Annotated in this window: 21 protein-coding genes and 1 pseudogene; 9 read left to right on the top strand and 13 right to left on the bottom strand. The window is 61.0% G+C overall.

Features of this window, described 5'->3' with window-relative positions; genetic code table 11:
- Positions 1-54: 54 nt before the first annotated feature.
- The 10 genes from KSS96_RS15170 to arnC all read right to left on the bottom strand — a co-directional run bounded on the left by KSS96_RS15170 (position 55) and on the right by arnC (position 10,631).
- Positions 55-765, bottom strand: a complete 711-nt coding sequence (locus KSS96_RS15170) for an HPP family protein (RefSeq protein ID WP_017528037.1) — start codon at positions 763-765, stop codon at positions 55-57.
- A 163-nt stretch (positions 766-928) separates the two neighbouring features.
- The gene (locus KSS96_RS15165) at positions 929-1,138 is read right to left on the bottom strand and encodes a type VI secretion system contractile sheath small subunit (RefSeq protein ID WP_017528036.1); all 210 of its coding nucleotides are present in this window, start codon (positions 1,136-1,138) and stop codon (positions 929-931) included.
- Between the two features lie 190 nt (positions 1,139-1,328).
- Positions 1,329-2,951, bottom strand: coding sequence for an ArnT family glycosyltransferase (locus KSS96_RS15160; RefSeq protein WP_217855027.1), 1,623 nt, complete (start codon positions 2,949-2,951; stop codon positions 1,329-1,331).
- Positions 2,952-2,954: 3 nt separating this feature from the next.
- Positions 2,955-4,334: a UDP-glucose dehydrogenase family protein gene (locus KSS96_RS15155; protein WP_017528034.1), complete on the bottom strand. Its 1,380-nt coding sequence runs from the start codon at positions 4,332-4,334 to the stop codon at positions 2,955-2,957.
- Positions 4,331-4,732, bottom strand: coding sequence for a 4-amino-4-deoxy-L-arabinose-phosphoundecaprenol flippase subunit ArnF (arnF, locus tag KSS96_RS15150; protein ID WP_065879072.1), 402 nt, complete (start codon positions 4,730-4,732; stop codon positions 4,331-4,333). Before arnF ends, KSS96_RS15155 begins: the two co-directional genes overlap by 4 nt.
- The gene (gene arnE / locus KSS96_RS15145; RefSeq protein ID WP_017528032.1) at positions 4,729-5,076 is read right to left on the bottom strand and encodes a 4-amino-4-deoxy-L-arabinose-phosphoundecaprenol flippase subunit ArnE; all 348 of its coding nucleotides are present in this window, start codon (positions 5,074-5,076) and stop codon (positions 4,729-4,731) included. Before arnE ends, arnF begins: the two co-directional genes overlap by 4 nt.
- On the bottom strand, positions 5,073-6,728 hold the full coding sequence (arnT, locus tag KSS96_RS15140) for a lipid IV(A) 4-amino-4-deoxy-L-arabinosyltransferase (RefSeq protein ID WP_065879073.1): 1,656 nt from the start codon (positions 6,726-6,728) through the stop codon (positions 5,073-5,075). Before arnT ends, arnE begins: the two co-directional genes overlap by 4 nt.
- Positions 6,725-7,609: a 4-deoxy-4-formamido-L-arabinose-phosphoundecaprenol deformylase gene (gene arnD / locus KSS96_RS15135; protein ID WP_017528030.1), complete on the bottom strand. Its 885-nt coding sequence runs from the start codon at positions 7,607-7,609 to the stop codon at positions 6,725-6,727. Before arnD ends, arnT begins: the two co-directional genes overlap by 4 nt.
- Positions 7,609-9,600, bottom strand: coding sequence for a bifunctional UDP-4-amino-4-deoxy-L-arabinose formyltransferase/UDP-glucuronic acid oxidase ArnA (arnA, locus tag KSS96_RS15130; RefSeq protein ID WP_017528029.1), 1,992 nt, complete (start codon positions 9,598-9,600; stop codon positions 7,609-7,611). The genes arnD and arnA overlap by 1 nt, the downstream gene beginning before the upstream one ends.
- Complete coding sequence (gene arnC, locus KSS96_RS15125; RefSeq protein ID WP_017528028.1) at positions 9,597-10,631, bottom strand: undecaprenyl-phosphate 4-deoxy-4-formamido-L-arabinose transferase; 1,035 nt, start codon at positions 10,629-10,631, stop codon at positions 9,597-9,599. Before arnC ends, arnA begins: the two co-directional genes overlap by 4 nt.
- A 413-nt stretch (positions 10,632-11,044) precedes the next feature.
- Here arnC and KSS96_RS15120 point away from each other — a divergent pair, with 413 nt between their 5' ends.
- Together KSS96_RS15120 and KSS96_RS15115 are read left to right on the top strand one after the other, a co-directional pair.
- On the top strand, positions 11,045-11,857 hold the full coding sequence (locus tag KSS96_RS15120) for a M949_RS01915 family surface polysaccharide biosynthesis protein (protein ID WP_217855025.1): 813 nt from the start codon (positions 11,045-11,047) through the stop codon (positions 11,855-11,857).
- Between the two features lie 108 nt (positions 11,858-11,965).
- Positions 11,966-12,880 carry a site-specific integrase gene (locus tag KSS96_RS15115; RefSeq protein WP_017528026.1) on the top strand — a complete coding sequence of 305 codons (915 nt, stop codon included), beginning with the start codon at positions 11,966-11,968 and terminating at the stop codon, positions 12,878-12,880.
- 5 nt (positions 12,881-12,885) lie between these two features.
- On the opposite strand, the gene KSS96_RS15110 is transcribed toward KSS96_RS15115, so the two are convergent.
- A complete protein-coding gene (locus KSS96_RS15110; RefSeq protein WP_017528025.1) occupies positions 12,886-14,094 on the bottom strand; it encodes a multidrug effflux MFS transporter in 1,209 nt (402 codons plus the stop codon).
- A gap of 158 nt (positions 14,095-14,252) precedes the next feature.
- Here KSS96_RS15110 and KSS96_RS28365 point away from each other — a divergent pair.
- The 5 genes and pseudogenes from KSS96_RS28365 to KSS96_RS15090 all read left to right on the top strand — a co-directional run.
- Positions 14,253-15,008, top strand: a pseudogene (locus tag KSS96_RS28365) (MCP four helix bundle domain-containing protein); the annotation flags it as partial.
- Positions 15,003-15,866 (top strand): methyl-accepting chemotaxis protein, encoded by an 864-nt coding sequence (locus tag KSS96_RS28360; protein WP_370737697.1) that lies wholly within the window; start codon positions 15,003-15,005, stop codon positions 15,864-15,866. The pseudogene KSS96_RS28365 and the gene KSS96_RS28360, both read left to right, overlap by 6 nt.
- Positions 15,867-16,013: 147 nt before the next feature.
- Positions 16,014-16,934, top strand: coding sequence for a ribokinase (gene rbsK, locus KSS96_RS15100; RefSeq protein ID WP_065879076.1), 921 nt, complete (start codon positions 16,014-16,016; stop codon positions 16,932-16,934).
- A 28-nt stretch (positions 16,935-16,962) separates the two neighbouring features.
- The gene (fucP, locus tag KSS96_RS15095; RefSeq protein ID WP_017528022.1) at positions 16,963-18,294 is read left to right on the top strand and encodes an L-fucose:H+ symporter permease; all 1,332 of its coding nucleotides are present in this window, start codon (positions 16,963-16,965) and stop codon (positions 18,292-18,294) included.
- The gene (locus tag KSS96_RS15090) at positions 18,291-19,337 is read left to right on the top strand and encodes an aldose 1-epimerase family protein (RefSeq protein ID WP_217855021.1); all 1,047 of its coding nucleotides are present in this window, start codon (positions 18,291-18,293) and stop codon (positions 19,335-19,337) included. The genes fucP and KSS96_RS15090 overlap by 4 nt, the downstream gene beginning before the upstream one ends.
- Here KSS96_RS15090 and deoR read toward each other — a convergent pair.
- Positions 19,334-20,092, bottom strand: coding sequence for a DNA-binding transcriptional repressor DeoR (deoR, locus tag KSS96_RS15085; RefSeq protein WP_065879078.1), 759 nt, complete (start codon positions 20,090-20,092; stop codon positions 19,334-19,336). The genes KSS96_RS15090 and deoR overlap by 4 nt on opposite strands.
- A 128-nt stretch (positions 20,093-20,220) precedes the next feature.
- On the opposite strand from deoR, the gene deoC reads away from it, so the two are divergent.
- On the top strand, positions 20,221-20,904 hold the full coding sequence (gene deoC, locus KSS96_RS15080) for a deoxyribose-phosphate aldolase (protein ID WP_068931844.1): 684 nt from the start codon (positions 20,221-20,223) through the stop codon (positions 20,902-20,904).
- Between the two features lie 188 nt (positions 20,905-21,092).
- On the opposite strand, the gene KSS96_RS15075 is transcribed toward deoC, so the two are convergent.
- On the bottom strand, positions 21,093-21,515 hold the full coding sequence (locus KSS96_RS15075; RefSeq protein WP_139113510.1) for a hypothetical protein: 423 nt from the start codon (positions 21,513-21,515) through the stop codon (positions 21,093-21,095).
- A 202-nt stretch (positions 21,516-21,717) separates the two neighbouring features.
- Between KSS96_RS15075 and KSS96_RS15070 the strand changes: the two genes are divergently transcribed.
- Positions 21,718-23,895 carry a type VI secretion system Vgr family protein gene (locus KSS96_RS15070; protein WP_065879080.1) on the top strand — a complete coding sequence of 726 codons (2,178 nt, stop codon included), beginning with the start codon at positions 21,718-21,720 and terminating at the stop codon, positions 23,893-23,895.
- The last annotated feature ends 5 nt before the right edge of the window (positions 23,896-23,900 follow it).

The raw sequence follows: 23,900 nt of genomic DNA, 5'->3' as shown, positions 1-23,900 counted from the left end.
ACAACCCGGAATCATGCAGGTCGTTTTTGCATTTATGCAGGACGCAGCGCGGCGTCAGGGCACGCGGCTTGCCAGGACTTCGCCGATGCTGCGTCGGCGCGCGTGCGTCTCGGCGGCGTGAATCAGTTGCTCGAGTTCCGTGGGCGCCACGTCGTAGAACTGCTCCATTTCGGCCAATGCCAGCTTCAGGTCGGCGGCGGTCACCGCCGGGTCCCGAGCGGCCTCGTGGTGACTCAACATCGGCGTCGCGGGCTCAACGGCCCCCTTGGGGTAGCGAGTGCGCGTGGCGTTGTTATAGGCCAAGGCACAGGCGAGCAGGGCGCCAGCCCCCAGCAACACTGCGCCCAATTCATGCCAGCCGAGGGCGGCGGAGGCCGGGTCGGCCAGTACCAGGGTCATGGCCAGGCCACCGGCTGGCGGGTGCAGGCACCGCAGCCAACACATCAGTATCACGGCCATGCCGGCCGCCAGGCAGGCACCGCCCAATGTGCGCCCGAGCACGCGTGCCACCAGCAGCGCCACGACGCCTGCGCACAGGTAACTGCCGATGATCGACCAGGGTTGCGCCAGCGCACCGGATGACACGGCAAACAGCAATACCGCAGAGGCGCCCAGCGGGCCCAGCAGGTGCAGAGCCACCGGCATGCCGAAAACCTGGGCGCAGAGCCAGACACTGAACAAAGTGCCCAGGGCCATGCCGATCGCGGCACGGCTCCATTCGGTGGGACGGGTGTTGATAGCAGCGGGGAACCAGCGAGCACGCATTGAAAAGGGTCCATAAACGACGGGCAAAAAAAAGGCTTGTCTGGTTGCCCGGAAAAGCCTCTTGAAAGTTCCTGCATTTGGGGGAGGAACCTGCGCAGTGTGCCGTGGCTGGTAAGGCTGCGCCAATGCATATTAATGCAGGTTAAATACAAAAATAGTGAGCTCAAACGAGGTCGGTATCGGTCTCTTCGCGGAATACATGGCGCCGTAGCGTTTCCTGCATCCCCGGCTCGCCGGCGAGCGGCCCTTTGAGCGCGACCAGGGCGTTGCGCAACGTCATCAGCCGATCCAGCGGCGCAATCGGCAGATAGCCGATATGGACCTCATCGCGGGCCAGGGAAACCGGGGGATCCAGCGAAACATCATTCGGCACGGCGTCGTCCTCTCACGAAGTAGGCCCCGTTGGGCGGCGGCCTATAGCGTCCTTGTTGTTATCCATGGCCCGTGGCGGTAAAGGCTTACCGCACGTGGCCATGGAGTTTACAGTTGGGATCCGCGCGCCGAACAGTGAAATGACATCGGCCGTTACGCATAGCTATGTAGGAGTCTTCTGCGCCCCAGGTTCAAGGTTGCGAGCTTTTGGCCAAGTGCAGCAGCACATAGGGGTTTTTATCGAATTCCCCCATCAGGGTCGGTTTGATCGAGGCAAAACGCGGGTCTTTCAGCGCCTCGAAATCCGCCTGGCTCATCACCAGCCAAGCGGGGCCTTGCAGGGGCGTGAGGTCGGAAGCCTGCTGGGTGAACAACGGCACCTGGTCGCAGTCGAGGTTGACCATGTATTTGATGGCCTTGGCGTCTTTGCCCAGGCCATGCAATACCACCGGCGCCCGCTGCTGCATCACTTGTTCATGCACGCGCAGGGTAAACGTGCGGGTGTCGTAGAGCACGCGCTCCAGCGGCTCGACCACCAGAATATAGGTGGCCCACACCGCCAGCACCGCCGCGAATGCCGGGCCCACTGGCCGCAAGCGCGGCTTGAACAACGCCAGCAGTGAAAGGGCCTGCAACAGGCCAAGCAGGCCAAACACCCACGTCAGATGGCTCAACTGTTCGGGGTAGCGTGACCGCGCAAACAGCAGCGCGCTGATCAGCAAGGCCGGCAACAGGGCCCAGAGGGTCAGCATCAGCCCGCGCAGCCAGGCAAACATGCGGCCCTGCGCCACTTGGAACGGGTACGCGGCAATGATCGCCGCCATCGGCAACATCGCCAGCACATACCGCGCCTTTTTCGCCTGGGGAATCGACAGGCCCAGCATCACCAGCACACCGGCGGCCGCGCAGTACAACAGCAGTTTCTCTGCGGGCTGCGGCGAGTGCCGTCCACCCAGCGCCACGGCCAGCAACACCAGCAGCGCCAATGGATAGGCCAGCGCGTAGTTGCCCATTGAACTGGTGAAGTAATACAGCGCGCTGCTTGAACCTTCGCTGCCATCCATGCGCCCCAGGAACTGCATGCGAATCACGTCTTGCATGAAGCTTTCGCCACCGCTGAGCTTGGCCATCAGCAACAACAGGCCGACGCAAGCGACTAGCAACGCCAGGGCCAACAGACCAAAACTCAACAACTGGCGCCACTGCCGGTTGATCAGGTAATAGCTGCACAGCACGCCGGTCGGCACGACAAGGCCAATCGGCCCGCGAACCGCAAACCCCAGGATCAACAGCAGGTACAGCCAATGCAGCCGCTTACCCGCGCCGAAGTGATCATGGGCGTAACCCAGGTAGAACACCGTCAAGGTAATGGCCGCGAGCATTTGGTCCAGGGACACGGCGCGGGTTTCGCTGATAAAGGTACTGCTCAACAGCATCAGCGCGATGCTCAGCAGCCCCCAGCGCCGGGAGTAGGGCGCCGTAAGGCGATACACCAGGACCACGATCAGCGCCGAGGCAATGGCCGTCGGCAACCAGGCCGTAAGGCTGGTGACCTGGCCCAGGGGCAGCGACAGCAGCCAGGTCAGCAGCGTTGAAGTGGCCAGGTAATCGGCGTACGGCTGGCCGTAGGTGGTCGGGAAAAATCCCGGGCCATGGCGCAGCATTTCTTGGGCAAAGAGCACGAAGCGTGAGTCGAAGCCGATAATCGCCTGGTGCCAGCTGCCTGCGATAAACAGCAACAACGCCAGCAATCCCAACCCGAGGGATTGGCGGCGGATCGTTGCAGTGAGCAGGGGCGTTTGGACGTTGTTCACGTATCAGGCTTCCACGACCTGCGGCACCCACTGTTGCTGCGGAATCGGCAATTGGCACGAGTCGCCACGGCCGATCGGGAAATACTGGAAGCCCTTGCGCGACAGGCGCTCGCCATCGTACAGGTTGCGGCCATCGAAGATCACCGGGGTTTTCAGGCGCTGGTGGATCAGGTCGAAGTCCGGGGCCTTGAACTGTTGCCATTCGGTGCAGACGATCAATGCATCGGCACCGTTCAAGGTCGATTCCGGCGTGCCCATCAGCATCAGGCGCGCTTCGTCGCCGTAGATACGCTGGGTTTCCTGCATGGCTTCCGGGTCGAATGCACGCACATCGGCACCGGCGGCCCACAGCGCTTCCATCAGCACACGGCTGGGGGCGTCGCGCATGTCGTCGGTGTTCGGTTTGAACGCCAGGCCCCACAGGGCAAAGGTCTTGCCACGCAGGTTACCTTTGAAGAACGCGTTGACGCGCTCGAACAACTTGCTCTTCTGGCGTTGGTTGATGGCTTCCACGGCTTCCAACAGATCGCTGGAGCAGTTGGCCTGCTTGGCGCTGTGGATCAAGGCGCGCATGTCCTTGGGGAAACACGAGCCGCCGTAGCCGCAACCGGGGTAGATAAAGTGGTAGCCGATGCGCGAGTCGGCGCCGATGCCCAGGCGCACGGCTTCGATGTCGGCGCCCAGGTGCTCGGCCAGCTCGGCGATCTGGTTGATAAAGCTGATCTTGGTGGCCAGCATGCAGTTGGCGGCGTACTTGGTCAGCTCGGCGCTGCGCAGGTCCATGAAGATGATGCGGTCATGGTTGCGGTTGAACGGTGCGTACAGATCGCGCATCACGTCGCGCACTTCTTCGCGCTCGCAGCCGATGATGATGCGGTCCGGACGCCGGCAGTCGGCCACCGCCGAGCCTTCCTTGAGGAATTCCGGGTTGGAGACGATATCGAAGTCCAAGTGCCGACCGGCCACGTGCAGGGCTTTTTCGATATACGCACGCAGGGTGTCGCCGGTGCCCACGGGCACGGTGGATTTTTCTACCAGGATCACCGGTTCCATACGGTGGCGAGCCACCGCGTCGCCCACCGACAGTACGTATTTCAAGTCGGCCGAGCCGTCTTCATCCGAAGGCGTGCCCACCGCGATGAACAGCACTTCGCCGTGTTCGACCGCGAGTTTTTCATCAAAGGTAAAGCGCAGGCGCCCGCTTTCCAGGTTCTCCTTGACCATGGCGGCCAACCCCGGCTCGAAGATGCTCACATGGCCTTGCTGCAACAGCTTGACCTTGTTCTGATCGACGTCCATGCAGATGACATCGTGACCGACTTCGGCCAATACGGTGGCCTGCACCAGGCCGACGTAACCACTACCAAATACACTGATTTTCATGGGGCATTCCTGGGACTTGTGGCACTAGCACGACGAGAGTTGATGATCAGCACACCGAGGATGACAAGCGCCACCCCCAGGGTTTTGGAAAGCGAAAAATGTTCGTTGAACACCGGCAGGCTGGCGGCCAGCAGGTACACCAGCGCATAGCTGATGCTCAGCAGCGAGTAGGCACGCCCCAACGGCAGGTGCTTGAGCGCGCCGAGCCAGCAGAGCATCGACAGGGCGTAGGCGCAGATCGCCAGCATCACCACGCCAAGGGCGTCGAGGTCGATCCGGGCCGTCAGCCATTCGTGGGGCAGCGGTAGACGCGTCATGCTCCAGCGCATGCCCAGTTGGGCAACGCTCACCAGGCCGACGCTACCCAGCGCCAGGGCAAAGCCTTGAACCCGGCTCATACCTGGCGCCCCAGCAGCACGACACCGGCAATCACCAGCAACACGCCCAGCCAGTGGCGGCGGTCGATGGGTTCATGGAAGACAAACCGTGCCACCAGCGTGACCAATACAAAATTTAGGCTGAGCATGGGGTAGGCGATGCCCACTTCCAGGCGCTGTAGCACCAGCAGCCACACCAGCAAGCCCAGGCCCAGGCAGATCAACGCGGCCCACAGCCACGGCGAGCGCAGTTTCAGCGCCCAGCCGTCGGGCTGGGTGCGCCAACCTTCCACGGCGAATTTTTGCGCCACCTGGCCCATGCAGGTCAGCAGGCATGCGGCGAGCAACAGCAGCAAGGTCGTCACGGTGCAACCTGCGCGAAGATCAGAATTACAATATTGCCTTGCTCATACCGTTTGCCGTCCTGAGGCAGCAGGTTCAGTTCGGCGACCTCATCGTCGCCCTTGACCCGCATCACCACGCCGACAGCACCTTTTTTGCGCGCGTCGCTCATCCATTGCCGGACATGGCTTGTGTCGACCTGGTGATGGCCGGCATCCGGGTAGGCGAGGCCGTATTTCACTTCGCCAATCGTGTTGTAGAGGGTCACGTCCGGGCGTTGCAGGCGCCAGGACAGGGCCGACGCCGCGCCGAGGTCATTGCTGAGCAACGCGCTGGCCGGTTGCAGTTCCTGCAGGTGGTCGATGATGAATTGATCCGGGGTCTTGTTGTAGACCACCGAGTGCGGCAGCGCGGCCGGCAGCAGCGCAACCATCAGCCAACTGCCGAGTACCGGCGCGGCCCACAGATGCAAAGGCCGTGCAGCCTGCAGCAGGTTGACGATGATCCAGGCGAACAGGAAGGCGAACACCAGCACCAGGCTGAGGGTTTCCTGGCCGTGCTCATACACCGGTTTTTTCAGTTGAAACCAGGTCAGCGCCAGCAACCCCACGACGCCGATCACCAGGTTGAGCCAGCCATTGATGCGCAATACGCGGCCACGGCCGGCGGCCAGTTTGGCGGCCAGGGTATTGCCCATCAGCAAGGCCAGGGGCAGCAGGCACGGCATGATGTAGGAAGGCAACTTGCCCTTGGCCAGGCTGAAGAACGCCAGCGGCATCAGCAGCCACAGCAACACAAAACCGCTGCCGGCGCTGCGTTTGTCCAGCCACGCCTGCTTGAGCGTTGATGGCAGCAGCGCCACCCACGGCAGGCAAAACGCGACCAGCAGCGGCAGGTAGTACCAGAACGGCTCGGCATGCTGGGCATCGTCACCGGCAAAGCGCTGGATGTGTTCGTGCCAGAAGAAGAAGTTCCAGTAGTCCGGTTCCTGCAGATGCACCGCCAATGCCCACGGCAGGCTGACGACGATTGCCACCACCACGGCCACCACGCCATACGCCAGGAGTTCGCGAAAGCGTTTTTGCCAGATGGCATAGGGCAGGGCGATCAGCACCGGCAGTAGCCACGCCAGGAAGCCCTTGGTCATAAAGCCCATGCCACAGGCAAAACCGAGCAATGCCCAGGCGCCCAAACGGCCATTGCGGCGGGTGCTGTCAAAACAGAACCACAAGGCCACGCCGGTCAGGTTGACCCAGAAGGTGAACTGCGGATCAAGGTTGGCATACCCGCCCAGCGCCGCGACGCTGACAAAACTCATGTACAGCACGGTACTGATCAGGGTTTTCTGCGGGTCGTTCCATAGCCGACGCGACACCAGCGCCACCAGCAGGATGCTCAAGCCGGTACTCAATGCCGAGGCGAAACGCACGCCAAACAGGTTCTGGCCGAAGATCGCCTGGCCCAGCGCGATCATCCAATAGCCGCCCGCCGGTTTTTCGAAGTAGCGAATGCCCATGAAGTGCGGCGACGCCCACTTGCCGGTCAGCAGCATTTCCTGGCTGATCTGCGCGTAGCGGGTTTCATCCGGAATCCACAAGCCATGGGTGGCCAGCGGCAGCAAATAGAATGCGCCGAACGCCAGCAGGAGCAGGGGCAGCGCCCAACGTCGGATCATGCCTGTTGCACGCCGAGCCAGCCCTCGCGGCCGCTCAAGGCGCCGCGTACCAGCTGTTGCCGGGGCAGGGTGGAGAGGTCCGCCGGCAGCAGGTCGCCCAGCGGTTGGAAGTGGATGCCGCGCTGCCCGGCCTGGGCGAGCAACTGGCGAAAATCGTGGGCCATCAGAATCCCTTCTACTTCTGCGTGGATCGTGTAGACGTTGAGCTTCGACTCGGTGAACCGGTCAAGAATGAAGCGGTTGAAATCCTTGGCGGCCACCACCGGCCCGACGACTTCGTCGAAGGTCGGCAGGTCCACCGGAATTTGTGGGGTGCCCGCGCTGCCGTCGGCCAGGGTCGGTCGAAACAGGCTGGTGCCCCGGCAATCACTGTTGTAGCGAAAGTTGAAACCTTGCTTGGCTTGCACCACGCGCTCATCGGCACGCCAACCGGCGGCCGCTGAACAGTCGACGCGTTCGCCGAGGATGTCGCTCAGGGTGTCGACGCCACGGCGGATCTGCTCGAGCAATTGCGCATCGCTCCAACGCCCGGTGTTGGCCTGCCAGCCGTGGTGGTCCCAGGCGTGCAGGCCGACTTCGTGCCCGGCGGCCTTGGCCTGGCGCATCAAATGCCCCAGATCGCGGCCAATCGGCTTGCCCGGCCAGGCGGTGCCGGCCAGCAGGATGTCCCAGCCGTACAGGCCGGCGGCGTTGGAGCGCAGCATCTTCCACAGGAACTGCGGGCGGATCAGGCGCCACAAGTGGCGCCCCATGTTGTCCGGCCCGACACTGAAGAAGAACGTCGCTTTCACCCCCGCTTCATCGAGGGTGTCGAGCAGCCGTGGCACACCTTCACGGGTGCCTCGGTAGGTGTCGACGTCGATGCGCAAGCCTGCCTTCATCAGTGCTTATCCGCGATTTCGAGCATGGCTTCGCGCAGGAAGAAGTCCAGCGTGTTGCCGATGGTTTCGCTCATCGCCACGGTCGGCTCCCAGTTCAGCAGGCGCTTGGCGTTTTCGATGCTTGGCTTGCGGTGCGCCACGTCCTGGTAACCGGTGCCGTAGAACGCCTTGCTCTCCACATCGCGGAACCCGGCGAACGGCGGGAAATTGCCGCGCAGCGGGTGCGCTTCGAACTGGCGCAGCAGTTCTTCGCCCAACTGGCGGATACTGGCTTCGTTTTCCGGGTTGCCGATGTTGATGATCTGGCCGTTGCAGGCATCGTTGTCGTTATCGATGATGCGCGCCAGGGCTTCGATACCGTCGGCGATGTCGGTAAAGCAGCGTTTCTGCTCGCCACCGTCGAACAGGCGAATCGGCGTACCTTCCACCAGGTTGAGGATCAGTTGGGTGATCGCACGGGAGCTGCCGATACGGGCGGAATCCAGGCGGTCCAGGCGCGGGCCCATCCAGTTGAACGGACGGAACAGCGTGAAATTCAGGCCCTTGGCACCGTAGGCCCAGATCACGCGGTCCAGCAGTTGCTTGGAGACCGAGTAGATCCAGCGTTGTTTATTGACCGGGCCGACCACCAGGTTGGAGGTGTCTTCGTCGAAATACTGGTCCTGGCACATGCCATACACTTCAGACGTTGACGGGAAGATCACGCGCTTGTTGTATTTGACGCAGTAACGCACCAGCTTGAGGTTTTCTTCGAAGTCCAGTTCGAATACGCGCAGCGGGTTGCGGGTGTATTCGATCGGCGTGGCGATGGCCACCAGCGGCAGCACCACGTCGCACTTCTTGATGTGGTACTCGATCCACTCGGTGTGGATGCTGATGTCGCCTTCCACGTAATGGAAATTGGGATGGCTGCGCAGGCGCTCGATGGCGTCGGAGCCGATATCCAGGCCGTAGACTTCGTAACGGTCGTCACGCAGCAAGCGCTCGGACAGGTGGTTACCGATAAAGCCGTTCACGCCCAGGATCAGTACGCGGGTGCGGCGTGGCTTGCGCCCGGATTCGGCACCGCGCAGTACGGAGCCGTCGACCAGGCCCAGCTCATTGGCAAGCGAAGGGCCGGCCAGGTACAGGCCGTTATCGTTGCGCTGGCCGAACTTGACCACCAGGGAGTCTTCACCGCAGGCAATTCGCAGCGGGTTGACGCTGATCACCCGGCCCGGCGCCAAGCCTTCGTTGCCCTTGACCACCTCGGCCTGCCACACGATCAGTTTGTGCTCACCAACGGCGCAGAAGGCCCCCGGATACGGTTGGGTCACGGCACGAACCAGGTTGAACAGTTCTTCAGCCGGTTTTTTCCAGTCCAGCTTGCCGTCGGCGGCGGTGCGGCGGCCGAAGTACGTTGCCAGGCTTTCGTCCTGGGCGGTCTCGCTCAACTTGCCCTGGGCCAGTTGCGGCAAGGCATCACGCAGCAGGCTGGTGGCGGCATCACGCAGCTTGGCGTGCAGGGTCAGGCCGGTATCGCTGCGTTCGATGCTGACTTTGTGCTGGGCAAGGATCGCGCCGGCATCGGCACGCTTGACCATGCGGTGCAAGGTCACGCCGGTTTCGGTTTCGCCATTGACCAACACCCAGTTGGCCGGCGCGCGGCCACGGTATTTGGGCAGCAACGAGCCGTGCAGGTTGAACGCACCTTGGCGGGCGGTGGCCAGCAGCGGCTCGCTCAGCAGGTTGCGGTAGTAGAACGAGAAGATGTAATCCGGGTTCAGCTTGGCGATGCGCTCGATCCACAGCGGGTGGTTGGCGTCTTCCGGGGCATGCACGGGGATGCCGTTGCGCGCGCAGAGCTGGGCGACGGAACCGTAGAAGGTGTTTTCCTTGGGGTCATCGGCATGGGTGAATACGGCAGCAATGTCGTAGCCGGCCGCCAGCAGGGCTTCAATGCCTGCACAGCCAATATCGTGGTAAGCGAAGACAACAGCGTTTGAATTCATGACGAAACCTGATCGGAAGGAGAAGTAGAGGTATGGGAAGTCGCCAGGCCGTCAACCACGACGACTGGAGCCGGTGCCGCCGGGGTGTTGCGCAGCACCTTTTCAATAAAGAAGCGTGGGCGGGCGCGGACATCGCTGTACATGCGGCCTAGGTATTCGCCCAAAAGGCCCATGCCGATGAACTGGCCACCCGTAAAGACGAACAGCACCGCGAACAGCACGAACATGCCATCGCCCGCCCATTGGGCACCAAAGGCCAGGCGCAGCACGATCAGCGCAAATGCAAACAGAACGCCCACGGCCGCCAGGCTGAAGCCGACGATGGACAGCAGGCGCAGCGGCGTGGTGGTCATGCAGGTAAGCAGGTCGAACATCAGGCTGATCAGGCGCATGGCGCTGTATTTGGACTCGCCGTGTTCACGCTCGGCGTGGTGCACCAGGATTTCAGTGGTGTGGCGGGCAAAGCCGTTGGCGAGGATCGGGATGAAGGTGCTGCGCTCGCGGCAGGCGAGCATCGCGTCGACGATGGTGCGGCGGTATGCGCGCAGCATGCAGCCGTAGTCGCTCATGGCCACGCCGGTGGAACGTTGCACGGCCAGGTTGATCAGGCGCGACGGCCAGCGGCGAAAGGCCGAGTCCTGGCGGTTGTTGCGCACGGTGGCAACCACGTCGTAACCCAGGGCAGCTTGTTCCACCAAGCGCGGGATTTCTTCCGGCGGGTTCTGCAGGTCTGCGTCGAGGGTGATCACCACGTCGCCCCGGCACTGTTCGAAACCGGCCATGATCGCCGCGTGCTGGCCGTAGTTGCGGTTGAGGATCACCGCGACCACGTTACTGCCATCCTCGCAGGCGGCGTCTTCGAGCATCTGCGCGCAATTGTCGCGGCTACCGTCATCCACCAGGATGATTTCGTATTCGTAGGCCAACTGCTTGCAGGCGGCTGTGGTGCGACGCAGCAGTTCAGGCAGGCTGTCTTGTTCGTTGTAGACCGGAATAACGATCGACACACAATGAATAGGGTAGGGTTTCAAAGATTCAGGACCTCGGGGTTAGAGCAACTTGGCGCGTTGAAAACAGCAGCATTCATTGGCTGAGCAGGCAGCCCGCAGACAAACAAGGCGGCATTAAAGGTGAAGCAGAATCAATAGGTTAGTCACTAAAACGCGGATTGCCATGAAGTGCTGCAACAAAGATTAAGCGTAAAAATGTGGAACCGATATGAAAGGCAGATGAAAAACTCGTTTATTTGACAGGCAGACAGCTAGGGTTCAGCTAGTGAACCAAGGCGTTGCCGCCGTTTGTGGGTGGGCGAATCGGAACGCTTTTTGAGCGGTTTGGTTCAGGCTGGGCGAGCAGGCGTGGCCGCTGAACTTTATTCAAGAATCTTCTCTGCAATGGCGCCCAAGTGCCGGTAAAGTAAGCGCTCTCTTGCCAGGGTAATGGGATGAATAGCGTGCAGCTTTTACGCGGCCGGTTGCGGCCAGTGTTGATGGGGTTATTGGTGGGCGTGGCGTGTGTCACCAGCGTGCGGGCCGATGACGGCGTGGCGCTGACCAGCATCGACCAGGTGCCGGACGGTGTGGAAGTGCGTGGCAAGCAGGTCGCGGCCTATACCTGGGACGACCGCCAGGGCAAGAACCTGCTGGTGCTCGCCGAGCAAGTCAGCGAACGCGAAGACGATGGCACCCAGTCGGCGTTCGTGTACGCCGCCCAGTACCTGATCGACGGCAGCCGCCCCAAACGCGTGTGGATGCTCTATGACGACGTGCAGCGTTGCGAGTTCGACGCAGCGCTGCGCTTTGATCGGGGCGCAACCAAGGTCACCGACCTGACCGGCGACGGCGTCACCCAGGCCACCGTGGGCTATTCGCGCACCTGCACCAGCGATGTCAGCCCCAATGAGTTCAAATTGATCATGCACGTGGGTAAGTCGCAGAAGTATCGCCTGCGTGGCGTCGACCGCTATGGCGCCGCCTGGTGGGACGAAGAGGCCGGCGCGCTGCGCGGCATGCCGCTGCCCACGGATTGCAGCGTGGCCGGGCAGCAGGCCTTGGTCAGCCAATACAAGGAGCAGGGTACTGAGTTGCCGTTGCCGGGTTGCTATGGCGATGAGAAGGATTTTGCCAAGGCGCCCGAGGCGTACCTGGCGTTCATGCGCCAGCACTGGTTCGCCCTGATGCAAAAGCAAGACGCTGAATGGAGCCAGGCCCAGGCCCAGCCGTCGCAACCCACCGAAGAAGACGATACGGCCCCGTGATTTGGTACGAGGGCGGCTCCTGCGCTAGACTCGGCCCTCGCCAATTCCATAAATACCTAGGTTAAACAAAGGTTTGTTCAAGGTATTTAATCCAAAGTCTGATCTATTTTGACTGAGTCCATTCGCAACCCTCTGACCCTCTACCTGACCCGTCTGGCACCCTCCAGCCAATTGACCATGCGTTACGTGTTGCAAGATGCCGCCGACCGCCTGGGCTTCGAGGACATCAACCTTGAAGACATCGACTGGCACTTGTTGCAACCCGAACATGTCATCGCGCTGGTGGCAGCCCTGCGTGAGGACGGTTACGCGCCCAACACCTCGTCGCTGTACGTGAACGCCGTACGCGGCGTGATGAATGAAGCCTGGCGCATGAGCCTGATCAGCCAGGAACACCTGTTGAAGATGCGCACGGTCAAGGCCGCGCCCGGCACTCGCCTGGGCCAGGGCCGCAACCTGCGGCGCACGCTGATTCGCGAAATGATGCAAGCCTGCGCCGCCGACCCACGCCCGCAGGGCCTGCGCGACGCGGCGGTGATTGGGATTTTGTACGGCTCGGGTATGCGCAAGTCCGAGTCGGTCAACCTCGACCTGGCGCAGATCAACTTCGACGAGCGCAGCTTGCGGGTGATCGGCAAGGGCAATAAAGAGTTGGTCAAATACGCGCCGGACTGGGCGTTTGCCAAGTTGCAGGCGTGGCTGGCGTTTCGGCGCGAGCAGCTCAAGGAGGGCGAGCAGGACGATCACTTCCTGTTTAATCGTATCCGCCGGGGCAGTCATATCACCCGTGAGCGCATCACCAAGCACGCGATCTATTACATTGCCCGCCAACGCGGAGCGCAGGTGGGGGTGAAGATCATGCCCCATGACTTTCGCCGCTCGTTCATTACGCGCGTGATCGAGGAGCATGACCTGTCGATTGCGCAAAAACTGGCGCATCACAGCAATATCCAGACCACCGCCAGCTATGACGTACGTGACGACAATGAGCGGCGGCGGGCAGTGGACCGGTTTGATCTGTGACGAGGTCAGGGCGAGGGCGGTGCGCTTGCCAAATGCGCCGGCAAACGGCGCAGGGTCCACATCACCGTGAGCATCGCGGCGACAGCGCACAACGCAATGCCGATCAACATGGGCGCAGGCGTGTGGTTGGCGAACACGCCCACCAGGGTCATGCACAGCGCAGCGGTAATCATCTGGATGGCGCCCAGCAGGGCCGAGGCGGAGCCGGCCACTGCGCCATGCTCTTCAAGGGATAACACACCGGCGGCCGGCAACAGCAGGCCCAGGAACCCGAAGCCCGTAAACAGCAGGGTCATCATCAACGCCAGGCTATCGATCCAAAGCGTGGTCATCGCCAACAGGACCATGACCACCGCCACCGCCGTCACCGACCAGCGAATCACCGGCGCCAGGCCAAAACGCGCGCTCAAGCGTGCCGTCAGTTGGCTCATGGCAAAAAATGATGCGGCATTGAGTGCGAAACACAGGCTGAATTGCGTCGGCGTGAGGCCGAAATGCTCGATGTACACGAAGGGCGCGCTGCCGATGAACACAAAGAACGTCGCCAGGCCAAACCCGCAGACGACCGACAGCCCGATAAACACCGGATCGCGCAGCAGTGCCCCATAGCTGCTGAACGCGTTGCCCAGGGTCTTACCCAAGCGGCGTTCGGCCGGGTGCGTTTCGGGCAGTTGCAGGATCGTCATCACCAGGCATGCCACGGCTACCACCGCCAACACCGCAAACACTTCGCGCCAGCTCCACAGGGCGATCACCACGCTGCCGGCCAGTGGTGCGAGGATCGGCGAAACACTCATCACCAGCATCAGCAAGGCCATCAGCCGCGCGGCTTCATGGCCGGTGTACAGGTCACGCACTATGGCCCTGGGCACGACCATACCGGCACAGGCGCCGAATGCCTGCACCGCGCGAAAACCGATCAGCACTTCAATGCTCGGGGCCAGGGCGCAGCCGACACTGCCCACGGCAAAGATCACCAGCCCGGCATAAATCGGTGGCTTGCGCCCGAATACATCGCTGATCGGCCCGTAAAACAGTTGGCACACGCCGATGATCATGAAGAACACCGTCAGGCTCATTTGCACCGCCGCCGGCGAGGCATTCAAGCTCGCGCCCAGGGTGGGCAAGGCGGGCAGGTAGCTGTCGATGGCGAACGGGCCGACGGCGGTGATCAACCCCAGCAGCAGGGCCAGGTGGGCGATACTTCGTGACATGAGGCGGTTCCGGGCAGTGCAGAGGCCGGTCAGCTTAAGGGAAACGCGCAAATCCGCAAACTTAGGCTTCACTAACAGGCAACTGGTGCCGATAACACCAATAGCAATGCGCGAGCGGTTGGGTTGCCAGCCGGCAGTCCAAGTACGGGGATACCAGCATGACGATCAAATTACGCTTGATGTTGTTGATTGCGACCGGGTTGCTGACGGCCCTGGTCATGAGCCTGACCGGCTACTTGGGCAATACCCGGATGAGCGACGCCGTGGAGGACAACCAGGTCAGCATGACCGTGCTGCGTAACCACATGGAGGCCGACATGATGCACGACGCCCTGCGCGCCGATGTGTTGTCGGCCATGTTGGTGGGCTTGGGGAAGAGCACCAGCACCAAGGACGAGGTCAATAGCTCGCTGAAGGAGCATGCCGACAATTTTCGCCAGGTGCTGGGGGACAACCTTAAGCTGCCCGTGGAAGATGCAATCAAGGTCAGCCTGGAGAAAATCAAACCCAGCCTGGATACCTACATCGGCGCCGGCGAACGCATCGTCGCGCTGGCCCTGGTTAACCCCGAGGCCGCGCGCGGGGAGCTGGACGCCTTCAATACCGCCTTCAGCCAATTGGAAGATCAGATGGCGGCCCTGAGTGAACTCATCGAAGGCCATACCCTGAAAACCAGTGCGAGCACACACCATACCCTCAGCAACGGCAACGTCACCCTCGGCGCGGTATTGATTGCCAGCCTGTTGCTGCTGCTGGCCCAGGGCCGTTGGGTCATCCTCAGCATCATGGGCCCGCTGCAAACCGCCAGCCGCATTGCCGCCAGCATCGCTCGGGGTAATTTGAGCGAGCCGATTGTCGAACCGCGTCGCAAGGACGAGGCCAGCTCGTTGATTCGCAGCCTCGCCACCATGCAGCGCGACCTGCGCGGCATGATCGAGGTGGTGCGCAGCAACGCCCAGGGTGTCAACGGCATGAGCGAGCGATTGAGCCAGGGCTGCCATGAAGTGGCCGGCAGCAGCCAGCAACAAAGCAGCGCCGCCAGCACCATGGCGGCGGCGGCGAGTGAAATGACCGCCAGTATTGAAGAAATCACCCGGCATGCCGGGCGCGCCCTGGATATGGCCAACCAGGCTGAAGCCCTGGCCAAGGATGGCGGGCGCGTGATTCACCAGGTGGTCAAGGACATGGACGGCATCGCCCGTTCGGCCCAGCAATCGGCCCAGGTCATCCGCACGCTGGATAAAGAGTCCGAGGCGATCTACAGCATTATCCAAGTGATTAAAGGCATCGCTGACCAGACCAACCTGCTGGCCCTGAACGCTGCGATTGAAGCCGCGCGCGCGGGCGAACAGGGCCGTGGGTTTGCCGTGGTGGCCGACGAAGTGCGCAGCCTGGCGGGACGCACCAGTGCCTCGACCCAGGAAATCGCGAGCATGGTCGCGCGTATCCAGCAAAACACCCGCGAGGCGGTAACTAGCATGGAGGAGGGGGTTTCCCAGGTCGACAAAGGCATGGCCGTGACCGCTGAGGTCGAGCGGGCGATTCGCGAGATTCTGCAGGCCACCCTGAATACCACCGAGCTGGTCAACGATATTTCACGCACCATCGGGGAACAGAGCCTGGCCAGCAACGAAATCTCCCATCAGGTGGAAATGATCGCCGGCATGTCGGAGAACAACAGCCGCGTTATCGGTGAAACGGCTTCGACCACCGATGAGCTGGCCGGCCTGGCCGGCAAATTGTCCCAGTCGGTAGATCGGTTCAGCTTGTAACGAAGGCACATTTTCAGCCGGCCCCTGTGGGCCGGTTTTTTTTGCTCGTGCAAAATAAAGATTGAATATTCACACCTAATGTTATTTAAATAACAAAACAAGAGCGACACGACCTGCCTGGTCGTGCCGTAACAAGGTGGAATCGCAATGAGCAAGATCGCAGTCATCGGCAGCAACATGGTGGACTTGATTACCTACATCGACCGCATGCCGGCCCGGGGCGAAACCCTGGAAGCGCCGGGTTTTGCCCTCGGGTGCGGCGGCAAAGGGGCCAACCAGGCGGTGGCGGCAGCCAAGCTTGGGGCCGATGTGCTGATGCTGAGCAAGGTCGGCGACGACATGTTTGCCGACAACACGGTGGCCAATTTCCAGCGCTTTGGCATCGACACTCGTTATGTACAGCGAGTGCCGGGCGTTTCCAGCGGGGTGGCGCCGATTTTTGTGCGGGCCGACTCCCATAACAGCATTTTGATCGTCAAGGGTGCCAATGCGCATTTGTCGCCGGCGGATATCGAGGCGGCGGCCGAGGACCTGCGGCAGTGCGGGCTGATCGTGCTGCAGTTGGAGATCGCGGTGGAGACCGTGTACTACGCCATCGAATTCGCGCACCGGCACGCCATTCCTGTCCTGCTCAACCCCGCGCCGGCCCTGTCCGGGCTCAGCGCTGAACACTTGGCGCACCTGGACTTCCTGATCCCCAACGAGTCGGAACTGGCATTGCTCAGCGGGCACGTGGTCGACTCGCCGGAATCGGCGCATGCCGCCGCCCGCAGCCTGGTGGCCGGTGGCATTCGCCACGTGATCGTCACCCTCGGCGAACACGGCGCGTTGTACGTGGGGGAGGAGGGCGAGTTCCAGGTACCGGGCGTGCGGGTCGAGGCCCGTGACACCACCGGCGCCGGGGATGCGTTTATCGGTTGCTTCATTCACCACTGGAACCGCGACGGCCATATTCGTCAGGCCATGGAACAGGCGGTGGCCTATTCCGCCTGCTCGGTCATGGGCCTGGGTACACAGACGTCCTACCCCGACCGCGAAACGTTCAAGCGCTTTCAGCAACAGCCGTAACACTCTCAACCCAGCCCGGAGAACAATAATGAACAAACCTGCGCTGCAACAGACACCCGATGGTTTCTACCTGAACCGCACACCTTGGTTCGCCTTTATCCTGCTGTGCAGCATTTTTGCGCTGTGGGCCGCGGCGGCGAGCATGAACGATGTGCTGATCGCCCACTTCAAAAAAGCGTTTTTGCTCAGCGATTTCCAGACCGCCTTTGTGCAGTCGGCGTTTTACCTGGGCTACTTTTTCGTGGCGATTCCGGCGGCGATGGTGGTTCGTCGTTTCAGCTACAAAAGCACCATCCTGATCGGCCTGCTGTTGTATATGTTCGGCTGCCTGCTGTTTTTTCCGGCAGCCTCCACCGCCAAATACGGCATGTTCCTGCTGGCGCTGTTTGTGATTGCCGCCGGCCTGTCGTTTCTGGAGACGGCCTGCAACACCTACTCGACGCTGATGGGCCCTCGGGAAACCGGGACGCGGCGATTGAATATTTCGCAGACCTTTCACCCGTTCGGCGCCATGGCCGGGGTGTACGTGGGCAGCTTCGTGATGTTCAAGGACACCGACGCCACCACAGAGCAACTGACGCAGATGAGCGCCTCCGAGGCGGCGGTGCAGCAGTTGCAAATGATCCAGTCCACGCTGTTGCCTTACCAGTGGATGATTGCGGTGCTGGTGCTGATATTTATCCTGGTCGCCATGACCCGGTTCCCTGCGTGCAAAGGCAACACGCCCGCCGGCAGCAAGCCTGGCAGCTTGCGTCAAAGCCTGGGCCGGCTGTGGCGCAACCCGCGCTTCACCTTTGGCGTCTTGGCGCAGTTTCTGTATGTGGGCGCGCAGGTGGGCGTATGGAGTTTCACCATTCGCCTGGCCATGCAAATGGGCGGTATGAATGAGCGCAGCGCTTCATGGTTCCTGTTGACCACCTTTGCCGCCTACTTTGTCGGCAAGTTGATCGCCAACCTGTTGATGCGCCGTCTGCATCCGGCCAAGGTGCTGGCGATCTACGGCGTGCTGTGCATCGTGCTGCTGGCCTATACCATTCTGGTGCCGAACATTTCGGCGGTGTACGCGGCGGTCGGCGTGAGTATTTTCCTGGGGCCTTGCTGGCCAACCATCTACGGCCTGACCATTGATGGCCTGGGCGAAGACACCGGCGTCGGCGGTTCACTGCTGGTGATGAGCATCGTCGGCGGCGGGGTGATCCCGATCTTCCAGGGGCTGTTGTCCGACGCCAGCGGCGGCAACATGCAGCTGGCCTATAGCGTGCCGTTGCTGTGCTTTATCGTGATCGTGATGTATGCGCTCAAGTGCATGCGTCAACCCGGCACTTTGCCGGTGGGTGCGACCGGAGCGGTGGCCTCATGAATACACGTATCCCGTTGTACCCAACGGTGTTCGGCGAGCAGGAGAAAATCCTCCTGCAATCGCCGGCCTTCAAGGTGAGTGCCTGGGTCTATCCGTCCGGCGTGTTGGCCCTGAGCCTGGAGAACAGTCGTGGGCGATTGGTGGTATTGCCTTACCAGGGGCAGATGATCTGGTCGGCCGTGTTCGACGGTTGCGACCTGACCATGAGCAACCTGTTCGAGCAGCCCCGGCCCAGCCCGACGATTATCGACACCTACGGCTGCTTCATGTTTCACAGTGGCCTGTTGCGCAACGGTTGCCCGGCCGCCGATGACACCCATGCCTTGCACGGCGAAATGCCCTGCGCGCCCCTCGACTCGGCCTGGCTGGAGGTGGGCGAGGGCTTTGTGCGCCTGGGCGGTTCGTATGAGTACGCCAAGGGCTTCGGCGATCGCTACCGGGCGTGCCCCAGCGTGACACTGCGCGCCGATTCGGCCGTGTTCGATATCGACATGCAGGTGACAAACCTGGCCGGCAAGCCCATGGACCTGATGTACATGGCCCATATGAACTATGCCTATGTGGACGGCGCGCGTTTCGTCGAGCCATTGGGCGTGCAGCGCCAGCGCCTGCGCACCAGTGTGCCGGACCACGTCAAGCCGACGCCGGCCTGGAGTGCCTATATGGCGCAATTGGCTGAGTGTCCCACTCAACTGGGCTGCCTCGAACAGCCATCGCTGTACGATCCCGAGATCGTGTTCTTCTTCGACGGCGTGGGTACGGACACCCTGGGCCAGGCACACTTTCTGCTGGACCATCCCGACGGTACGGCGTTCTACACCCGCTACCGTCCCGGGCAATTCGAGCACGCCGCAAGCTGGATCCTGCACACACCGGATCAACAAGTGGCAGCGTTCGTGCTGCCGTCCACCTGCGAGCCCGAGGGTTATAACGCCGAGAAAACCAAAGGTCACGTGCGTCAGCTGGCCGCCGGGGCCTGCGCATCGTTCAGTGTCACCACAGGTTATTTGAATGCGCAGGAGCGCCAACGATTGTTGGGTTAAACCAGCAATTGCGCACCGCCGGCCCGAATAGCGTCCTGATACGTTCGGGGGATTTTCTTGTCGCTGACCACGTATTGAAAGTCTTCAAGGGTGGCGAAGTGAGCGGTGCGCACCGTGTCGAACTTGCTGAAATCGGCGAGCAACACGCGTTGCTGGGCCTGGCGCATGACCTTTTGCTTGACCTCGACTTCATTGAAGTTAAAGCACGTTACGCCGAACGCCTGGCTGACGCCGGCGGCGGTCACGAAAGCCCAGGTCAGGCGCACGCTGTCGAGGATGCTGCTTTCGGCGCTGCTTTCAAAGACCTGGTTCTTGCGGTGAAAGGTGCCGCCGCACAACACAATGTGGCAATTGGGCTTGTTCTGCAGCTTGAGCAGCACGTTCAACGAACTGCACACCGCGGTGAACTCCAGTGCATCAGGGATGAAATCGACCACAAAAGGCGAGGTCGTACCGCAGTCGAAAAATACCGTGTCACCGGCCTGGATCAACTGCGCGGCGAGTTTGCCGATACGGCGCTTTTCTTCTACGTGGCGCGTGTCTTGTTCGGCCACCCGGTAATCGCCGACGTCATTACCGACGCGGGTGATGTAGCCACCCAACAACCGCAGGTGATCGCTGAAATGGCTGAGATCACGGCGCAGGGTCATCTCGGAAACGTCCAGCAGGGCGGCCATTTCCCTCAGGTGAATGGCGTTCTGGTCCTTAAGGGCTTGTTGGATAAGCTTCAGTCGCTCGGCTTTTCTACTGTCCACGGGTATTCCAGGGCTTGATTGTTAGTGTTAATTAAGTAACATTAATTGTTAGTATTGTAACGCACTGGCGTGAGTATTGTGACAAGCGCCGCATCATCATTGGCAACATACAGGCAAGGACCCGTTAAATGAACAGTCTTCCACCCACCGCATTGGCCAAATATATCGATCACACCTTGCTGGCGCCGGACGCTTCCCGGGAACAGATCCGCACCTTATGCGAAGAAGCCCAGGCACACGGTTTTTATTCGGTGTGTCTGAACTCGGGGCAAGTGCCTTATGCCGCGACCTGCCTGGCCGACAAAACCGTGGTGATTTGCGCCGTGGTGGGCTTTCCACTGGGCGCCGGCCTGAGTGACACCAAGGCCTTCGAAGCCCAACGCGCCATTGCCGCCGGGGCAGGGGAGATCGATATGGTGCTCAACATCGGATGGTTGAAAGACGGCTTGCTGGACGCCGTGCGCGATGACATCGCCTTGGTCCAACAGGCCTGTGGCGCCGTACCGTTGAAGGTCATTCTGGAAACCTGCCTGCTTGACGACAGGCAGAAGGTCCAGGCGTGTGAAATCTGCCGGGAACTGGGCGTGGCCTTCGTCAAGACATCCACCGGCTTCAGCCGCAGCGGCGCTACGGTCGAAGACGTGGCCCTGATGCGCAAAACCGTAGGCACTGGGGTTGGAGTAAAGGCCTCCGGCGGCGTACGCGATTATCCGACGGCAGTGAAGATGATTGAAGCTGGGGCGACACGCCTGGGCAGCAGCTCAGGGATCGCAATCGTGGGCGGCGCCATGACCGCGGCGAGCGGTTACTGACGGCGATTTTGCTGGCAAGCACAGCCCTGTATTAATCTAACTCAACTAAATACTCATTTAGTTGAGTTAGATTCATGTTTAGGTATCAAGCATGGGCGAGGACAGTGCTGATGCGCCAGGCCGTCTCTCCATACGCATGGCCTTTCGGCGCTCACGAGGGATAGCCCGTCGGCCTTTGGGGAATTTCTTCAAGATCGATGCGCATCATCGCGTTCCGGCTGCTCAAGGGGTTGGATCCGCACTTTATCGGTTATGCCGCCGAACACACGGCTGTTTGCCGGTGCGGGCCTTGGCGAATTCCAGCCCATCGGATCAATCTCAATACGTATAGCGCCACAAGGGCCGTGCTGCGTCATTGGCCAAGCGTTGGGCGCTGGATTGGAAAGGTGCCGGTATGCTGATCGACGGATGTTCATCTGGCCGATCTCGACACAGAGGTTGGTGCCGGCACCGACCAGAAACACACAGACCTTGAAGACAGGATCACGCAGTTGCCGCCGGGTCAAAACCAGCAGCGAAATGTTCGTGGCTGGTGGCTTTGCCCAGGGTTGGCGTTGACAGGGGTTTGGTGCGTTGAAATCTGGTGGGCACTGCCGCTGATTGCGTAACATGGTATTGCGCATAATGTATATTATGTTAAATCATGTGTCTGACTTGTCACCAAGCCCACCTCAATCACCTCGGTCTTGCTGAACCTTGAGGCGCATTTGCTTTCCCCTCGTCCCGCCTTTGACGTTGAATCGTAACCGGGCATTGATTCTGCGGCCAGATACGCTAACACTCTACGGGCTACGCCAACTTGGAAGGCAATTTATGGCAATAACGCAAAACACCCGTTGGGTGCAGGTTGACAGCCCCCTCGGCGGCGATGTCCTGTTGTTGCAGAGCATGGCCGGCAGTGAAGAGCTGGGGCGTTTGTTTCACTACGAATTGGACCTCACTTCCGAAGATCAAGCGATCAAGTTCGATCAGTTGCTGGGTAAACCGATGGGGCTGTCCCTGGAACTGTTCGAGGGTGGCCGTCGCTACTTTCACGGCATTATCAGCAGTTGCCGACAACTGACCGGCCATGGTCAGTTCGCGGGCTATCGCGTCAGCCTGAGGCCTTGGTTCTGGCTGCTCACGCGCACCTCCGATTGCCGCATTTTCCAGAACAAGACCGTGCCGGACATCATCAAGCAGGTGTTCCGCGACCTCGGTTTCTCCGACTTCGAAGACAGCCTGAGCGGCAGCTATCACGAGTGGGAATATTGCGTGCAGTACCGCGAAACCAGCTTCGACTTCGTCAGCCGGTTGATGGAACAGGAAGGCATCTATTACTACTTTCGCCATGAAAAGGCGCGCCACGTATTGGTATTGGCCGACGCCTACGGCGCTCATTCCACTGCGGCAGGCTATGCGTCGGTGCCCTTCTTTCCACCTGATCGGCAAATGCGCGAGCGCGATCATTTCTACGATTGGCAACTGGCGCGGGAGGTGCAATCCGGTTCGCTGGCGCTGAACGACTATGACTTCCAGCGCCCCCGCGCCAGCCTCGATGTGCGCTCCAGTGTGCCGCGCGACCACAGCAACGGCGACTACCCGCTTTACGACTATCCCGGTGAATACGTCCAGAGTAACGATGGCGAGCACTATGCGCGTACCCGCATCGAAGCCATTCAAAGCCAGTTCGAGCGCGTGCAGTTGCGTGGTTGCCCCCGTGGTCTGGGCTCCGGCCATGTGTTCAGGCTGACTGGATACAGCCGTGAGGACCAGAACCGCGAATACCTGGTGGTAGTCGCACGCTACCAGATCCGCCAGGAACTCTACGAAAGCGGGCAGTCGGAATTGTCCGAGCAGTTCGTCAGCGAGCTGGACTGCATGGACGCCAGCCAGGCGTTCCGTCCCCTCCCCCTGACCCCCATGACCATCGTCCGCGGGCCGCAGACCGCCGTGGTGGTCGGCCCCAGTGGCGAGGAGATCTGGACCGACCAGTATGGCCGGGTCAAAGTGCACTTCCACTGGGACCGCCACGACCAATCCAACGAAAACAGCTCCTGCTGGATTCGCGTGTCCCAGGCCTGGGCCGGCAAGAACTGGGGCGCCATGCAGATCCCGCGGATCGGTCAGGAAGTAATCGTCAGCTTCCTCGAAGGCGATCCGGATCGGCCGATCATCACCGGTCGTGTCTACAACGCCGAACAGACAGTCCCCTACAAGTTGCCGGCCAATGCCACCCAGAGCGGAGTGAAAAGCCGTTCAAGCAAAGACGGCTCACCCGCCAATTTCAATGAAATCCGCATGGAAGACAAAAAAGGCGCGGAGCAGCTGTTTATCCACGCCGAAAAAAACCAGGACATCGAGGTCGAGAACGACGAGACCCACTGGGTCGGCCATGACCGCAGCAAGACCATCGACAACGACGAAACCGTTCACGTCAAACACGACCGCACAGAAACGGTGGACAACAACGAGACCATCACCATCGGCGTAGACCGTACCGAGGACGTGGGCAATAACGAAAAAATTACCATCGGTGTCAATCGCACCGAGCACGTGGGCAGCAACGAGACCATCACCATCGGTGCAAACCGCACGGAAAAGGTCGGCGCCAACGAAAAAATCACCATCGTCAGCAACCGTACCGAAGACGTAGGCGGCAACGAGACCATCGACATCACGGGCAACCGTAACGAAACGGTCAAGGGCAACGAAGGGATCGAGATCAACGGTAACCAGCGTACCCAGATCGGCCAGGACGAATCCCGTGACGTCGATCGCAACCGAACCACCAGCATCGGGCAGAACGACAGCCTGGACGTCGGCAAGCACTTTGCCCTCACCGCCGGCGACTCCATTACCCTGACCACGGGCGCATCCAGCCTCACCATGAAGAAGGACGGCTCCATCACGATTCGCGGCAAGAACATCATCATCGACGGTTCCGGCGCCATCAACATCAAGGCCAACAAGAACGTGGTGATCAAAGGGCAGAAGATCCTGCAGAACTAGGACAT

It is taken from the genome of Pseudomonas asgharzadehiana (assembly GCF_019139815.1).
GTDB classification, from domain to species: domain Bacteria; phylum Pseudomonadota; class Gammaproteobacteria; order Pseudomonadales; family Pseudomonadaceae; genus Aquipseudomonas; species Aquipseudomonas asgharzadehiana.
The sequence above is the reverse complement of the archived record's forward strand: the minus strand, read 5'-3'. Positions and strand labels throughout refer to the sequence as shown.

Excerpts from the sequence above, each read along its gene's own strand:
- KSS96_RS15170 (WP_017528037.1), bottom strand. The coding sequence starts at position 765 with ATGCGTGCTCGCTGGTTCCCCGCTGCTATCAACACCCGTCCCACCGAA.
- KSS96_RS15155 (WP_017528034.1), bottom strand. The coding sequence starts at position 4,334 with ATGAAAATCAGTGTATTTGGTAGTGGTTACGTCGGCCTGGTGCAGGCC.
- arnF (WP_065879072.1), bottom strand. The coding sequence starts at position 4,732 with ATGAGCCGGGTTCAAGGCTTTGCCCTGGCGCTGGGTAGCGTCGGCCTG.
- arnT (WP_065879073.1), bottom strand. The coding sequence starts at position 6,728 with ATGATCCGACGTTGGGCGCTGCCCCTGCTCCTGCTGGCGTTCGGCGCA.
- arnD (WP_017528030.1), bottom strand. The coding sequence starts at position 7,609 with ATGAAGGCAGGCTTGCGCATCGACGTCGACACCTACCGAGGCACCCGT.
- arnA (WP_017528029.1), bottom strand. The coding sequence starts at position 9,600 with ATGAATTCAAACGCTGTTGTCTTCGCTTACCACGATATTGGCTGTGCA.
- KSS96_RS15120 (WP_217855025.1), top strand. The coding sequence starts at position 11,045 with ATGAATAGCGTGCAGCTTTTACGCGGCCGGTTGCGGCCAGTGTTGATG.
- KSS96_RS15110 (WP_017528025.1), bottom strand. The coding sequence starts at position 14,094 with ATGTCACGAAGTATCGCCCACCTGGCCCTGCTGCTGGGGTTGATCACC.
- KSS96_RS28360 (WP_370737697.1), top strand. The coding sequence starts at position 15,003 with ATGCAGCGCGACCTGCGCGGCATGATCGAGGTGGTGCGCAGCAACGCC.
- rbsK (WP_065879076.1), top strand. The coding sequence starts at position 16,014 with ATGAGCAAGATCGCAGTCATCGGCAGCAACATGGTGGACTTGATTACC.
- fucP (WP_017528022.1), top strand. The coding sequence starts at position 16,963 with ATGAACAAACCTGCGCTGCAACAGACACCCGATGGTTTCTACCTGAAC.
- KSS96_RS15090 (WP_217855021.1), top strand. The coding sequence starts at position 18,291 with ATGAATACACGTATCCCGTTGTACCCAACGGTGTTCGGCGAGCAGGAG.
- deoC (WP_068931844.1), top strand. The coding sequence starts at position 20,221 with ATGAACAGTCTTCCACCCACCGCATTGGCCAAATATATCGATCACACC.
- KSS96_RS15075 (WP_139113510.1), bottom strand. The coding sequence starts at position 21,515 with ATGTTACGCAATCAGCGGCAGTGCCCACCAGATTTCAACGCACCAAAC.
- KSS96_RS15070 (WP_065879080.1), top strand. The coding sequence starts at position 21,718 with ATGGCAATAACGCAAAACACCCGTTGGGTGCAGGTTGACAGCCCCCTC.